This window comes from Cyclobacterium sp. 10D3-21, assembly GCF_055809755.1.
Genome location: NZ_CM147924.1, coordinates 4,410,206 through 4,425,872 on the forward strand (window position 1 = coordinate 4,410,206; position 15,667 = coordinate 4,425,872).

General features: G+C 38.4%; 9 protein-coding genes. All 9 read right to left on the reverse strand.

Annotated features, from left to right (window positions below; all coding sequences use genetic code 11):
- Window positions 1-8: 8 nt before the first annotated feature.
- Window positions 9-1,691 (reverse strand): RagB/SusD family nutrient uptake outer membrane protein, encoded by a 1,683-nt coding sequence (locus AC0L7T_RS17210; RefSeq protein ID WP_473336922.1) that lies wholly within the window; start codon window positions 1,689-1,691, stop codon window positions 9-11.
- Window positions 1,692-1,701: 10 nt separating this feature from the next.
- Entirely contained in the window at window positions 1,702-5,016 is a 3,315-nt protein-coding gene (locus tag AC0L7T_RS17215) for a SusC/RagA family TonB-linked outer membrane protein (protein ID WP_473336924.1), read from the reverse strand.
- Between the two features lie 160 nt (window positions 5,017-5,176).
- Window positions 5,177-6,286 carry a FecR family protein gene (locus AC0L7T_RS17220; RefSeq protein ID WP_473336926.1) on the reverse strand — a complete coding sequence of 370 codons (1,110 nt, stop codon included), beginning with the start codon at window positions 6,284-6,286 and terminating at the stop codon, window positions 5,177-5,179.
- A 153-nt stretch (window positions 6,287-6,439) separates the two neighbouring features.
- The gene (locus tag AC0L7T_RS17225; RefSeq protein WP_473336928.1) at window positions 6,440-7,045 is read right to left on the reverse strand and encodes an RNA polymerase sigma factor; all 606 of its coding nucleotides are present in this window, start codon (window positions 7,043-7,045) and stop codon (window positions 6,440-6,442) included.
- A 414-nt stretch (window positions 7,046-7,459) separates the two neighbouring features.
- Window positions 7,460-7,822, reverse strand: a complete 363-nt coding sequence (locus tag AC0L7T_RS17230; RefSeq protein WP_473336931.1) for an endonuclease/exonuclease/phosphatase family protein — start codon at window positions 7,820-7,822, stop codon at window positions 7,460-7,462.
- 240 nt (window positions 7,823-8,062) lie between these two features.
- Entirely contained in the window at window positions 8,063-8,338 is a 276-nt protein-coding gene (locus AC0L7T_RS17235; protein ID WP_473336933.1) for a hypothetical protein, read from the reverse strand.
- 103 nt (window positions 8,339-8,441) lie between these two features.
- Window positions 8,442-10,214, reverse strand: coding sequence for a RagB/SusD family nutrient uptake outer membrane protein (locus AC0L7T_RS17240; protein ID WP_473336936.1), 1,773 nt, complete (start codon window positions 10,212-10,214; stop codon window positions 8,442-8,444).
- Window positions 10,215-10,234: 20 nt separating this feature from the next.
- Window positions 10,235-13,777: a SusC/RagA family TonB-linked outer membrane protein gene (locus tag AC0L7T_RS17245; RefSeq protein WP_473336937.1), complete on the reverse strand. Its 3,543-nt coding sequence runs from the start codon at window positions 13,775-13,777 to the stop codon at window positions 10,235-10,237.
- 241 nt (window positions 13,778-14,018) lie between these two features.
- On the reverse strand, window positions 14,019-15,137 hold the full coding sequence (locus tag AC0L7T_RS17250; RefSeq protein WP_473336938.1) for a FecR family protein: 1,119 nt from the start codon (window positions 15,135-15,137) through the stop codon (window positions 14,019-14,021).
- Between the last annotated feature and the right edge of the window lie 530 nt (window positions 15,138-15,667).

Genomic DNA, 15,667 nt, shown 5'->3' on the forward strand with positions numbered 1-15,667 from the left:
TCTGATTATTAATACCCAGGATTTTGGGTCAAATTTGAATTGATGTCTAATTCCCTTTGAGGTATAGGAAGTAATTTATCCTTACTGGGATTAAAGCTTCTGGTATCAAACATCCTTAACTCATCAGCGTAAGCTTCATATGTAGGTGTTCCATTTTCATCAAATTCTGGTATATAATGGGGTTTATAATTCCCAAGAGGCCGACCATATAATGGCCCTGAAATGACATCTTCAGCAATATCCCACCGTCTGATATCAAAAAACCGTAATCCTTCAAACGCAAATTCTACTTTCCTTTCCTGCCTAACAATTTGCCTCAACATCTCAATGGATTTCCCTTGATCAATTGTTTTTATTCCAGCTCTATCTCTCACAAGATTTATAGCTTCATAAACCGAATTATTTACTTCACCTAATTCGATTTGTGATTCAGCATAAATCAGCAAAATTTCCGAATACCTAATCAACATGATATTAAGCTCAGACTCCCTTCTAAACTCTCTTTCATCTGAAGAAACATATTTCCTGTATTGGTATCCCGAAAAGGTTGCGTACGGATTAATCACTTCCTGATTATCTATTCGTTTTGGCGGATTTTGATTGTAATCCCAAACAAGTAGGCTGTCAGGGTGGGTTTCGAATTGGTACCCTAAGAAAACAGAACCAGGAACAACACAGGTGGCATTAAGTCGAGGATCTCTATTTTCGAAGGGATTCTCTGGATCAAATAAGGGAGACTTGTCTATCCTAAGACCATCAACACATTCATATGAATCGATCAATGCCTGAGTAGGAATTTTTGTCGCAAAACCTCCTGCTAGCCTTCCTCTTGTGTGGACTGGAGTTTCATGAGTCAGCTGGTTACCCCTACTGAATTGTATGGTGAATATTTCTTCCGAATTATTCTGACCTTCATAAGTAAACAATTCATCAAAATTAGGATGCAAATCATAAATACCTAAGTCTATAATCCGCTTTGAAGCGTTAGCAGCCACATCCCAGTCATTGTTAAATGCTGCCATTCTGGCTTTTAAGGCCCAGGCCGCACCTTTGGTTACTCGACCTCTCTCATTAGCAGAATACTCAATAGGCAAAGTTTCCCCAGCCAATTCCAATTCATCCAAGATAAATTGGTATATAGTTTCCTTATCTGTCTGAGGAAGTTGCGCATCAAAAACATCTAAAGGATCAGTTGTAAAAGGAACATCTCCATATAAATTGATAAGCCATCCATACCAATAAGCCCGGAAAAATCTGGCTTCCGCTTCAATTATCTTAAAGGTTTCGGGATTGGTTACTGCTTCTGCTTTATGCATATTGGCCAACAACCTATTACAGCTCCCAATATTGACATAGGCATTACTCCAGGCACCAAAGATTAGAGTAGGTTCGACTGAAGTTACTTGTCCCTGACCTAATAATTGCCAAACACTTAAATTCCTGTCCCAACTAATATCTGTTGAAAAGTCAAAAAGAAACTGAAAAGGAATATGGGTTGCAGTTCTATCCGTAAAATACAAGCTGCGATAAACTGAATTAATGGCCATTTGAAGCTCAGATTCCGTACTCCAAAAAGTGGCATCAGAAGGTTGGTCAAGAGGGTATTTTTCAAGATAATCTTGGCAGGAATGCAATAAGGTTGACATTAAAACAACCATTGCTATCATTATGAATTTTTTAGTATTTTTCATGATTTTATCATTAAATGGTTATCTCCAATCCAAAAACAAATACTTTAACCTGAGGATAAAATGTCCCCTCACCTACTGGTGCTTCTGGGTCAAAGCTGTCATAAAAATTATGGAAGGTTAACAGGTTCTGTCCATTGGCATAAACCCTACATTTCGAAAGACTTAATCTTTTTGTAATAGCAGAAGGTATAGTATACCCTAATTGAATAGTTTTCAGTCTAAAATAAGAAGCACTTCTTACCCACTGAGAAGAAACTTGTTCGTTATTAGGATAGTTAAAAGTTAATCTAGGATAAGCTGCTGAAGGATTATCTGGTGTCCAGTAATCTATATGCCACTCCTGAGCAGTCCCACCTAAATAAAAAGCCATTGTAGCAAAATTATCTAAATAACCATCAACCTTACCAACTCCTTGTCCTAACAAACTAAAATCAAAACCTTTATAATCTAAGGAAACATTAAAGCCATAGGTATATTTCGGTATGGTATTTCCAAAAATTGTACGGTCTTCTGCATTTATAATTCCATCGTTATTAATGTCTTCGTATTTAATATCTCCAGGACTAACTTGCCCAAATTGCGCAGCATGTTGATCAATTTCTTCCTGATTTTGAAAATAACCTAAAGACCTAAGCCCGTACAATGACCTAAATGGTTGGCCTTCCTGATTGATTTCTCTGTCATAAATATGAGGTCCACTACCCATCAAATCAACAACTTGGTTGTTAACATCGGATAAATTGGCAGAAACACTTAAATCCAACTCTCCAAATGTCTTTCTGTATCCAGCACTTAAATCCCAACCTGTATTTCTAACTTTACCAGCATTTTGATAGGGTTCAATTAAGCCCGCAATACGCGGAACCGGAATACGAAGAAGTATGTCATCGGTATTTCTCACATAGTAATCACCTGTAATTTCAAAATCTCCGATATTGGCATCAAATCCAAAATTGATCATTCGGGTAGTCTCCCAGGTAATGTTTCGATTTCCTGAATATAATAATGCGGCTCCTAAAGCAGGGGTATTGTCTCCAAAAACATAATTTTGCCCCATGGTTACAGTAGAAGCAAACGGATAAGTACCGATTTGTTGGTTTCCTAATGCACCCCAGGATCCTCTAATTTTTAATTCGTTTATCCATGAGGCTGTAGAAAGAAATTCTTCTTCAGACAATCTCCATCCAAAACTAAAGGATGGGAAATACCCATATTTGTTATCCCCCAAAAATCTTGAAGAACCATCTGCTCTAAGGTTTGCTTCAAATAAATACCTGTCATTATAATTATAATTTATCCTCCCAAAATAGGACAATAATGACCATTCCAGGGCTGAGCCTGTCGCTTGTTGGTTTGCAATTGAACCAGCATTTAGAACATCATAATTTTCAAGTGGAAACTGATCTCTAAATCCAGCAAGCCAATCATTTCGGTAATCTACTGCCTCCGTACCTGCTAAGATTTCCAATGAATGCTTACCGAAATCTTTGTTGTAGTTGACCAGTGCACGATAATTATTATTAATGGACCTAGTAAAACGTTCATTCAAAGAAGCTTTATAAGGACTAGGGTTAATTATGGTACCATCAGGAAAAAATAAATCCACCTGTTTCCTATAATTTTTAACGTGCATGTAATTGACATTTGGGGCGGCCTGAAGGTTTATATTAAGGTTCTTAATTGGTTGCCAATCCAATTTCAAATTGGCCATCAGCTCATGTCGTTTATCTGAATTATAACCACCTTCTTCCATAGAGGCCCATCCATTGCTTCCATCCCATCCTACTCCCCAAGATCCATTTTCATTTTTACCTGGGATATTATGGGGGTACCTTGCCAGCCAGTGCCAATTTTGAGGAGGCTCATTCCTGTCATCATTCCTTGCTAAAAGATCTATTCCAATTTTTAAATTGTCTCGAACTTTAATGTCCGTGTTTAACCTAATGTTTATTCGTTCAAATTTCGAATCCATTAGACCGTCTTGGTTCATATAAGACACAGAGCCAAGAATATTAATTTTTTCTCCCCCACCGTTTATTCCTAGGTAATGATTTTGCTGAAGTGCCTTATTACTTAGCATTACGTCATGCCAATTTGTTTCAGGGTAAGCATCTGAAGGTGCATTTTCGCGATAGGCATCAATGTATTCTTGCTGAAAAGCAGGGTTTCTTCCTACATTTTCAAAAGCCTTATTTATCATAACCATATGGTCATAACCACTTACTTTGTCCATCAAAGCAGTTGGCTGTTGCCATCCGATGCTATTCCTATAGTTTATAGAAAATTCTCCGTCTTTGCCCCTCTTTGTTGTTACAAGGATAACACCATTTGCAGCACGTGAACCATATATTGCGGCTGAAACCGCATCTTTCAAAATAGAAATAGATTCAATTTCATTGACATCAATATCGTTTAAACTCATTGGCACTCCGTCAATTAGCACCAGAGGATTTGAATCTCCTAAAGTGCCAATTCCCCTAATACGAATAGTTCCTCCATCTGCACCAGGCTTTCCAGATCTCTGGGTAACTGTAACCCCTGGAGCCAAACCTTGTAAGGCAGTTGATGCTTGCCCCACAGGTCTGGAAATAATATCACTCGATTCTATGGCATCCACAGCACCGGTTAAATTCACTTTCTTTTGGGTACCATACCCTATTACCACTACTTCCTCCAATGAAGTATCATCGAGTTCCATGGTAATTTCAATCTGGGATTGGTTCGTAATTGTGATTCTCTTTGTCGAGTATCCAATAAAAGAAACAACCAAAACAGTTCCTTCATTTACAGCTATAGAAAAATTACCGTCAATATCTGTAACCGTGCCTGAAGTGGTGTTTTCCAAGGTAATGGTGGCCCCAGGAAGTGGCTCCCCATTTTCATCGGTTACCTTTCCAGAAATGTTTATTTCGAAGAACTCCTCTTTGTCCTGCTTCGGATAATTCCATTTACCTATACCATCTGTCTTTCGAACATGAATATTTTGATTCACCTGCTTGAAGTACAAGCCCGTTTGTTGTCCGATGACCGATAGTAAGGAATAGACACTTTGGGTATCATTACCGAAGGTATTAACCCTTGGAACGTCTTTTAATTCCGCGTCCGTGTGAACAAAATTGAATCCGGTCATTTTCTCAATAGAGGAAAATGCCTTTTCAATTTTAGTGTTTTCAAAGGATAGTGTAATCATCACTTCTTCAATATCCTTTACCTGAGCATTGCCGTTCCAGGCAAATAAAAAACTCATGGAAAGAAATTGAATAAGAAATGAGTAAGTAAATAATTTAGTCATGCGTATGACATGTGAGAGTACAAGATTTTTCATACCTTTACTTTGTTTGTTTTTAAAACTATACAGAATGGTTTTAGATGAACATGCCGGAAATTTCCTGGTAAGACTTTCCGGAGAATAACAGCCTGAGGATGTTAGCGCATCCTTAGGCTTATTTTAACTTGGGTTTATATCATAGACAGTTTTTTTATTCCTAAAATAGGATTGTAACATTTTCCTTTTCAATTTTAAATTCAAACCGAGTAGAAAATTTCAACCCCTCTAATACATTTTCTAAAGTTTCCTCCTGAAACTTTCCCGAAAGCAAAATCTGACGGGTAGGTTGATTTTTTATTTGAATATGCACTCCATACCAATTTTCAAGTACTCTGATAGCCTCTAAAAGAGGCGTTTTCTGAAAAACAATGCGTTTCTTTGTCCACCCCATGACCAAATCATTGTCAAAGGAAGACTTTACCAACTGATCATTTTCCATATCAATTTTCAAAGCTTCTCCAGGAAATAAAGTAACTGAATCCTTTATTACCCCTTCTCTATTCACAGCAACCTTTCCCGTCACCAAAGAAACAGCAATGGTCTCACCCAAATAGGCCCTCACATTAAAGCTGGTTCCCAATGCTGTGGTGGTTGCCTCTTGGGAATGAACAATAAAGGGTCTTAAAGAATCCTTGGTAACATTAAAAAATGCCTCTCCTTTTAGGAAGACTTCCCTTCTATCTTTTTCAAAGTTTTTGCGGTATTTCAATTCACTTCCTGAATTCAGAATCACTTGAGATCCATCACTTAAAGTAAGATGAGACTTAACCCCTGGAACGGTCTTATGCTCCTCAAATACCACCAAAGGCTTATTTTCGGTAGATTGGTACGAATCTGCAGACAACCAGCTGAAAAGAGCGCCAAATGAAATAGCCAAGATCAGCACACAGGCCACCCTATAATTAAAATAATCAAAAATATTTAATCGGGAGGGTTGCTGGTGGGTCACTTTTTCCAAAATACTAATGGAATGCAAAGGAATAATCTTTTCATCATCACCCATCGGTTTCACTTTATTTTCCTCCGACAAGCGCTTATCCAAATTTTTCCACATGACCGAAAATTCGGAATCCGAAAGTATAGGTTGTTTTTTGGAATTTAATTGAATGATAATCCTACGGGCTTTTTTGGCTTCCTTGTATTTCAATGGATTTTGTGCCAATAGATTTTCCCAAAACAAATTCGATTCTGCATTGGGATGCATTACCCATTTTTTAAAAGATGGGTCTAAAACAAAATCCTCTATGGTATAATTGAAAATTTCCATTTTTGATAAATTTCACCCACATAAGTCTTGACTTCTAAAAATCTATTCATCCTCATCAGTAATTTTTTAATAATTACATTAAATTAAAAAATTAGCAATAAAAATAATGACGATATTAAAAAATGGGGATTAATTTATTGAATTTATAATAGATCACGAAATTGAAGTAAGTAAAAACAAACCTATCAAGGTCAAACATTTCTTCAAATTGGCAATAGCCTTCCAGGCTAGGGTATATACAGACTGCACATTTATTCCCATGATAATTGAAGTATCTTCGTAGGAATGGTTTTCATAATACAAAAGCTGTATTACTTCACGTTGACGGGAAGGCAGTGCGCCAAGGGATTTCATCAAGTCTAGCCTCTTTTTATCATTGGTAATTGAACTGTCTTTTTCTACTTCTGATTCGCTTAAAAAATGGTCTTCCAATTCCAGGTTCAAAAAACCATAACGCTTTTTATCCTTTCCAACTTCTTTATGGATTTTATTGCTCAGACACTTAAAAAGGTAAAGTTTGACATTGTCTGTAGGTTTAACAGTATAACGGTATTCCCAAATATTAAAAAATACTTCTTGGATACAATCTTTCACCAAACTTCTGTCCTCTTTAATGGACATACCCAACCTAAATAATTCATGCGTATATTTAACGTATAAGGCTTCCAGTCCAGCTCTTTCCCCTTTTTTGATTTGCTTCCAATATTCTGTATCATCTGCTTTTTGAACAGAATTTTCATATTTTTTTTCCTTATACATTTTGGGCATTATGGGTTTATATCCCAAATTAGGTATAATTCAATAAATTAAAAATGAATGTACTGCCTTTTGGCATTTTTATGATTTAAAAATTCATTGAGCTTATGAATAGGAAATTAAACTATTTTCTTATTAGTAAACAAAGTATTAAATAAAACATGACTGGATTGCTTATCTTGCTAGATTGACAAGATTTAGCACATAAAGGGTGAAAGCCATCTACTCCTGGCGGATAGCCTGACGCTAACTCGATTTATTTCAAAAGCATACGCTACCTGCCCAAACTTTCCTTCAATCGGGATTCCTCTCTTGTACATATATGTTTTCACACGGCCTAAGCGCTAGGCCTTGACTGAGCATACCGGAAGGCTAGTGGCTGAGCGGAGTCGAAGGCTGGTTTTTTTTTGACCATAGCTAATCTTTAAAACTAATCTTTGCCACCACAGGCCAATGATCTGAAATAAATACTTCCCCATCCATAATCCGGTCCACTTGATAGGCATCCACTTCAATAGGATCGCTTACAAAAATATAATCAATCGCATAGCCCTCCTTGTCCGGCCAATCGGGATTGAAACCTGTGCTGGTGAGCCCTGCTGTGGTTACGGGAGATTTAGAAACATAGGCAGCATTCAGTAGAGAATTATTGGCCTTAAATGTTCCGATTAAGTTATCGTACAATTCATTTCCCAAAGTGGGGTGTTCTTTTCTGATATTGAAATCACCAGTGACAATAACCGGGGCATTGCCAGCAATGAGCGAAATTTTTTCAGACATTAAAACTGCACTTTGATGGCGGGCCTCCACACCTCGGTGATCGAAATGGGTGTTGAAAGCAAAGAATTTTTTTCCGGATTCCTTGTCCTCAAAGTGCGCCCAAGTAACTATCCTGGTAATAGCAGCGTCCCAACTTTTGCTTCCAGGAACATCCGAAGTTTCTGATAACCAAAATTGGGAATGGTCGATAAGCTTAAACTTGTCCTTTTTATAAAAAATAGGGGTATATTCTCCAGCTTTTTAACCGTCATCTCTGCCAGTGCCTACATAGGCATAATCCTCAAGCATGTCTTGAAGATCAAGAACCTGTCGGTGCATCACTTCCTGCATTCCAATTATATCAGGATTTGCTGCGGTTAAATAAGATTTCACAATCGGAATACGAGCATCCCAAATATTTATGCCATCATTTGGGTTATTATTTCGGATATTAAAAGTAATGACATTTAAGGTAAGGTCCTTTGTGCCACAGCCCATAACTAGAACCAATAGTAGCAATAACAATGAATTTTTCATAAAAAAAACGGTAAAAGGAAATTTAGTGAAATTGTCTTAATTAAAAGGTATGTAAAAGGAGCCAGTCGTGAAAAATACCACAACTAACTCCCATTACCATTGATTACCAGCCTGGGTTTTGGCCGAGTTCAGGATTTAATATTCTATGTCTTTCCGGAATTGGATAATGATACAATTTATCCTCCCATTTTCTTGGTTGGGTGGTAAGCCAAAGAATTTCGCCAGAGGTCTCATCGGAGAGGGTGCGGAGATTGCCAGCAGAAGCTGTGATATTCAAATAGGAAACTCCAGGAAATCTTTCTTCAGCTGGAGGTAAATCACCATAATAGAAATAGACATCAAATACTCCATCATCATTTAAATCCATGTGCTGGTTTGCTGAGGGAACATAAATACCATCCCATGGCATTTCCATTAACTCACCACGCTTCCACCTACGGATGTCGTCAAACCTCGAAACTTCAAGATACAATTCAATACTTCTCTCCCTTCGAATTTCCAATATCACAGGATCGGAAATATCTGGAAAAAAAGTAGATTGAAGATAAGGATCAACCACTGTAGGTTTGGCCGACAAACCGCCGGTAATTCCTGCTCTAGCCCTCAAAGCCCCTACCGTTTCTGCCCAATCTGCATCAGTTAAAGCACCCAACTCCGCCTTTGCTTCAGCATAGTTCAACAATACCTCTCCAAAGCGAAAAATTGAGACAAAATTGTCGTTTCTGGTATCACTATCATAATACATGTCATCCAAACTCCATTTGATCGGATAATATCCTGTGAGCGTATAGGAAAACTGTGGGAGTGCTGAAACCCGCTCATTTCCGGATATGCGGGTATAATCCCCTGTCCTTATGGATTGCTTTAATCTCAGGTCTCTATTCTTCACTTCTTCTGAAAAAACCATGGTTTCATGTCCATCAATATCCGTAAAAGGTGTCCCATCTATCATTAAATAAGTCTGTATAAATGTTCTTATGGGACTTAGTTGAACACCATAGGTAGAACTTGTATAATGCCAATTGGCGCCATGTAAGAGCCCTAAACCTACATCCCAGGCTCGTCCAAATATAATTTCAGAAGCAACAGGAGAAACACTTGTAAAGAGCTGTCTATAGGAAAGTGCTGTTCCAGCACCTGAATATATACTGTAATTGTTTTCATCCATTAGTACCTTTGCGGCACTTGCTGCTTCTGAAAGCCAGGCATCTGCTGTTTCAGTAAGCCCCAATTCAGAATGGTATTTTCTAAAAGTCCCCTCATACAGGCAAATTCTGGATTTGAAAGCAAGGGCAACATCTCTGGTTACCATGGTTCTGCTCGCATCGGTCCCATTAATATGCGCTATTGCATAATTCAGGTCTGAAATCACTGAATCCATTACCAGTTTTCGGGAATCACGTCCATCATACAACTGGGGGTCAGAGACATCCAATGGTTTGTTAATCCAAGGCACATCTCCAAACCTTTTCACCTTACCATAATAAAACCAGGCTCTCCAAAATTTCGCAAGGGCATTGTAATGCTGCCTTACCTGAAGTGGCACTGCTTCATCCGTATTATTGCTCAGGAAAAAATTGATATTTCTCAAATCTCCCCAGTCCCATCCTTCCTCTGTGCTATTGGCATTAAAAGCACCTTCGGTGAGGAATATTATCCGGTCCTTCCTAGCATTGATGTCGGAGAGATAATCCTCAGTTACAATGTCATTTCCGCTAGGTAAAGCATCGTAAAAGGAATTTGAATATAAATTTAACCCTGTTTCTGTACCGAAAATTTCATTTTTTGTCGTAGTGGCCTGAGGCAGTTCTTCCAGGTCACACCCGGTAAGAAAATACGTACCCAATACAAATAGCCATATATAATTAGTTTTCATAATGTTTAATTTGAAGGTCATTAAAATGTAACATTAAGGCCAATAGTGACGCTTTTCAACATAGGGTAATTGTAGCCATCTCCAGAGTTACCACTTGTATACATTTGGTCAGAGGGGGCTATAGCGTTTTCCACATCTATATTTGAAACTATCTTGTAAAGTGGGGACCAGGTCCAAAGGTTTTCTCCGGATACAAAAACCCTTGCATCGCTAACACTGATCCTACTGATCAAATTGACTGGCAAATTATAGCCCAGCTGTACATTCCTCAAACGTATATAGGAAGCATCCATAAGGTATTTAGACTGGACCTGTCTTAGCAGACCACCCGTCCCGCCTCGGGTTACATACCGTGGCAAAAAGGAATCAGGATTCTCTTCGGACCAAATCATGCCTTCTTTCAAATGCCAGCTTGGGATATCCCCATAAGGTCTATTGTATTGACCCCAAAAATTCACCGTCTCTTGATGCGGGTACCATTCCTGGCGGCCTACCCCTTGGATAAATCCTGACAAGTAGATATTGTTCCATTGAACATTCAGGTTCATACCATAACTATATCTCGGAGATGAATTTCCGATGACTTTCCGGTCTCCGGGATCTGCAACAGTATTCCTCCCTAAATCAATAATTCCGTCATTATTGAGGTCCTTAAGTTTGATATCTCCAGGTTGGTAAGTCCCAATTCTAGGAGTGAACATTGATTGTTGATTGGCATGGTTCAATACATCTTCCTCCGATGTAAAATATCCTTCCGTCTCAAAACCCCAAATTTCACCTACCATCATACCTTCATAGTAATCATTCAGGAATTTTTCAGGATTATTGTACCTGGTTACCTCAGCTTTCCAATCTGCCATGTTGAAGCGAATATTGTAGGTAAAAGGCTTGTCGGCAACAGTAAACATATCTCGCCAGGATAAAATTGCCTCCCAGCCTTTGGTTTTCATGTCTGCATAATTCCCCCTTGGGGATGTGGTACCGAAAGTGGCAGGCAAGGTCATTCCTATGGTGTACATATCAGAAGTGTGCCTTAAATAGGCATCCCCTGTCAAGTTAAGTTTACCATCTATCATTGATAAGTCCACCCCAATGTTTCGAGTGGTTGCTGTTTCCCAGGTCAAACCATCCGGTAGCACTGCTGGCATGCTGGTGGTTCGGGGTCTTGCTCCAGCAAGTATTATCCCTGTACCTATAGAAAATTGCTCTTGAAAAGTATACGGCCGAATATTGGCATTTCCCAGAGAACCAAAGGATGCTCTGAATTTCAAATCTGAAACCAATTGCTCTGGGACGGTCCAAAATTTCTCTTCCGATATCCTCCAAGCCATAGAAACAGAAGGGAAAAACGCAAAGCTTTCTCCAGAAGGGAATTTGGAGGAACCATCATACCTTCCATTGACTTCAAGCAAGTACCTGTCATCAAAAATGTAATTTAACCTGAAGAATCCACCTGCAATTCTCCATTTATCGTATCCACCGGAGGCAAGAACATTGTCACCAACTGCTAAATTGACATCCTTTACTGTAGGGAAAAGCAATTCATTTCTCGAATATTGATGCCTTTGAAAAGTAGATTGTTCATAATTGTAGCCAACCATTGCTTTAAAGTAGTTTTTTTCAGTAAAGTTGGTTTCATATTCACTGTATAAGTTGGCTGTAATGAAATTGGTCCTGTCCAAAGTGTTCTGAATATCATTTCGCGTGGTGCCTATATATTCTATTACACCAGGAGCTGGGCTGTAGGGTACAGGGGTTCTAATTCTTAACTCATCAGAATTAATGTTTTGAAAGTTAAAATTACCTATTACCCGTAATTTATTTTCAAGGAATTTTGCTTCAAACCCGCTGGTATTTCGAATTACTGTTCTGTCCAGATGCGAGCCATTATTTCCCAAATAAAAGTCCCCCACCGTATAGGCAGAAGCATAAGAAAGTGTACCATCAGGGTTCAACATTGGAGAGGTTGGATGTCCCTCATCAGCTATATTTCTGAAAACACTGCTTCCCTCGCCTGTATTTAATGGGTTAAAATAATACCTGGTAGAGTAATCAAAATTATTGTTTACCTGTAACCAAGGAGCTACTTCGATGCTACCCCTGGCTCGCAGGTTGTACATTTTAAATTTGTCGGTACTGTACCTAAACAATCCTCCCTGATCTGAATATCGACCCGACAACATAAAGCTTGATTTTTGGGTACCACCAGATACAGATATATTTTGTTCAGTTGAAGATAAATTGTTTTTGAGCAGGTGTCCATACCAATCTGTATTGTGGTAGTACACATAATTCCCATTTTCATCCAGATCTGTTTTTGGCAGACTTGGATCTTCAGACCTTCTTTTTAATTCCGCCAAATATTCCTGCGAAAACGTCTGTGTTTTATTAATGTTCTGTGGATATAGACCATCTCTGGCAAAAAATATATCATTGAACATTTTGCCAAAAGTGTAACCATCCGTAACAAAATCCGGCCGTACCACGGGACTTTTGATTCCGTAGTTACCTGAGTAAGTTACGGTAACCACATCCTTTTTAGGTGTTTTAGTAGTGATAAGGACCACACCAAAAACTCCCCTAGCTCCATAAATTGCCGCTGAAGCAGCATCTTTAAGCACTGATACACTTTCTACATCATTAGGATTCACCATGCTCGGATCTCCTTCCACCCCATCAATCAAAACCAGTGCGTTTCCACCTTGCCCTATAGAGCCCGCACCTCTGATATTGATCGTGGGAGACTGGATAGGTTTTCCATCCAGGGGAGTAATGTTCACATTGGGCATAAGTCCTTGCAAGCTCTGCGTAAGATTACCCACATTTCTACCCTCCAATGCCTCACTGGTTACCTGATCTACCGATCCAGTAAGGTTCATCTTTTTCTGTACCCCATAACCTACCACTATCACTTCATCCAATGATGAAATGTCTTCCACTAATATTACATCAATTACACTTTGTGTTCCTACTTTGATGGTTTGTGGTTCAAAACCAATAAATGAAAACACCAATGAAGCATCTTCAGCAACAGTCAAGGCATACTTCCCATCCAAATCCGTCGCTGTACCTATAGCTGTACCTGGAACAGAAACGGTCGCACCAGGTATGGGGTCACCATTTTCATCTGTAACGGTCCCAGAAACCCTAATGTCAGCCATGGTTTCCTGCAATTCCTGCGGAGCCCAATGATCCCTTTCTTCGACATTTCTGACATGAATATTTTGATTTACCTGTTTAAAATTAAGACCTGTCTGTAGGCCGATCTTCTTTAATAGTTCAAATACACTTTGCTCCTCACTCACGGCTGATACAAAGGGCGCTCCAAGCAACGCTTTATCTGTATAGACAAAGCTGTATTCGGTCATTTTCTCAATGCTGGAAAATGCTTTTTCAATTTTTGTATCCTCAAAGGATACCGTAATCATTGCTTCTTCAATGTCCAAGATTTGGGCATTTCCATTCCATGCGAATAAAAAGCTCATGGTTAGAAGTTGAACCAGAAATGCGTAAGTAAATAGCTTGGTCATGCGAATTACATGGGTTAGTACAAGATTTTTCATACGTTTACTTTGTTTGTTTTTAAAACTATTCTGAATGTGTTTTGATGAACATGCCCCAGAATTTACAGAGTAAGGCATTCCGGAGAATGATTGGCGGAGGATGTTGGCGCATCCTCAGTTTCAATTAAATTCGGATAATGCATTAGAATTTTCCGACAAAATCGGATAGTGATAACATCACCTTTTCCCTTGGCTATTCCTTAATTTGGTCATACACTTGGATTTTATCATAGGCTATCTTTTATTGGTCATTAAAGAGAATTGTTACAATGTCCTTGTCAATTTTAAATTCAAAATTTGTAGAAATTTTCAATTGATATAATATGTTTTCCAAGGTTTCATCATGAAATTTCCCTGACAGCAATACTTGATTGATAGGTTTATTTTCAACCTGAATGTGAACCCCATACCAGTTTTCAAGTACTCTAATCGCTTCTAATAAAGGGGTATTTTGAAATACAATCCATTCCTTCGTCCATCCTATCACCAAATCCCGGTCAAAAGAGGATTTTAATAACACATCCTTTTCATTATTTACCTCCACAGATTCCCCAGGGGATAAGGCAAGAGGCTCCTCATCAGTGCCATCTCTGCTCACGGTTACCTTCCCCGTCAACAAAGAAATATCAATGGGTTCACCTGAATAGGCCCGCACATTAAAGCTGGTACCCAAAGCCGTGGAGGTCGTTTCCTGAGAATTTACATTAACTGGTATTTTGGGCTTTTCTTTAATGTTGAATAAAGCCCCTCTAGCTAAAAAAGCTTCACTTTTATCCTTATTGAAATTGTTGTTGTATTTTAAATTACTTGTTGAATTAAGGATCAGTTGAGTGTAATCGTTTAGGGTAAGGTAGGACTTCACCATCGGAATGGATGAGTTTCCTACAAAGACCATCTCTGGGTTCACTTCTTCCAACATTTCCAAATCTGAAAACAACCAATTCGAAAAATAACCCATTACAATGGCCAAGGTAAAAATACCGGCCACACTGACATTGAGATATTTTAAGGATTTTAAGCGGCTTGTTTTTGGAGCGATAACTCCTTTAAAAGTGCGGAAATTGTGCAAAGGAACCATTTTCTTATCCTCAATGTCCAAATCCTTTTGCATCTTTTTTGACAATTTAGTTTCCAAATTTTTCCACTTGACCGACAATTCATTTTCAGTAGGTATGGCTTCATTTAGAATATTCAATTGAAGGATGATCCTGCTGGCTTTTTTAGCTTCCTTTAGTTTGGATGGGTTTTCGTTCAAAATCTTTTCCCACAATAAATTGGTTGAAGCAGTAGGGTACATCACCCATTTATTAAATGATGGGTCTAATACAAAATCTTCTATGGTGTAATTGAATGTATCCATGTTTGGTAAAACTTAACAACATAAGTCCCCAAACTTAAAAATCTATCCATATTCGACGATTTTTTTATAAAATTTACAGATAAATAAAAAAATACAGTAATTAAATAGCATTATTTTAAATACCCTATGTTCTGGATATTAAATTAGCAATGCATCAGGAAATTAAGGGTATTAAAATTCAACCCTACCAAGAAAAATTGACTCTTCAGGGTCACGATGGCCTTCCAAGCCAGGGTATAAAAGGACTGTACAATGCTATCCATAATTTTGGTGGCATCATTATGCGGTCCTTTCCAACTTACTTGTGGATTTTATTGCTTATTGATTGAAGGCTGTTGAAAATGCTTCAATTAGGGATATAATGTGGACTGAGCAGTATCGAATTGGAAGCTGCGTGCTGCGCCGAAGTCAACGGTATAGAATTGTAAACAAAAAAACTTGTATAAAGAAATGGCAAATTACACCTAGAAAAGGCTGAAGGTTATCGAATTCGTAGCTGATTAAAGCCAAATCATAACCAGAATATCACA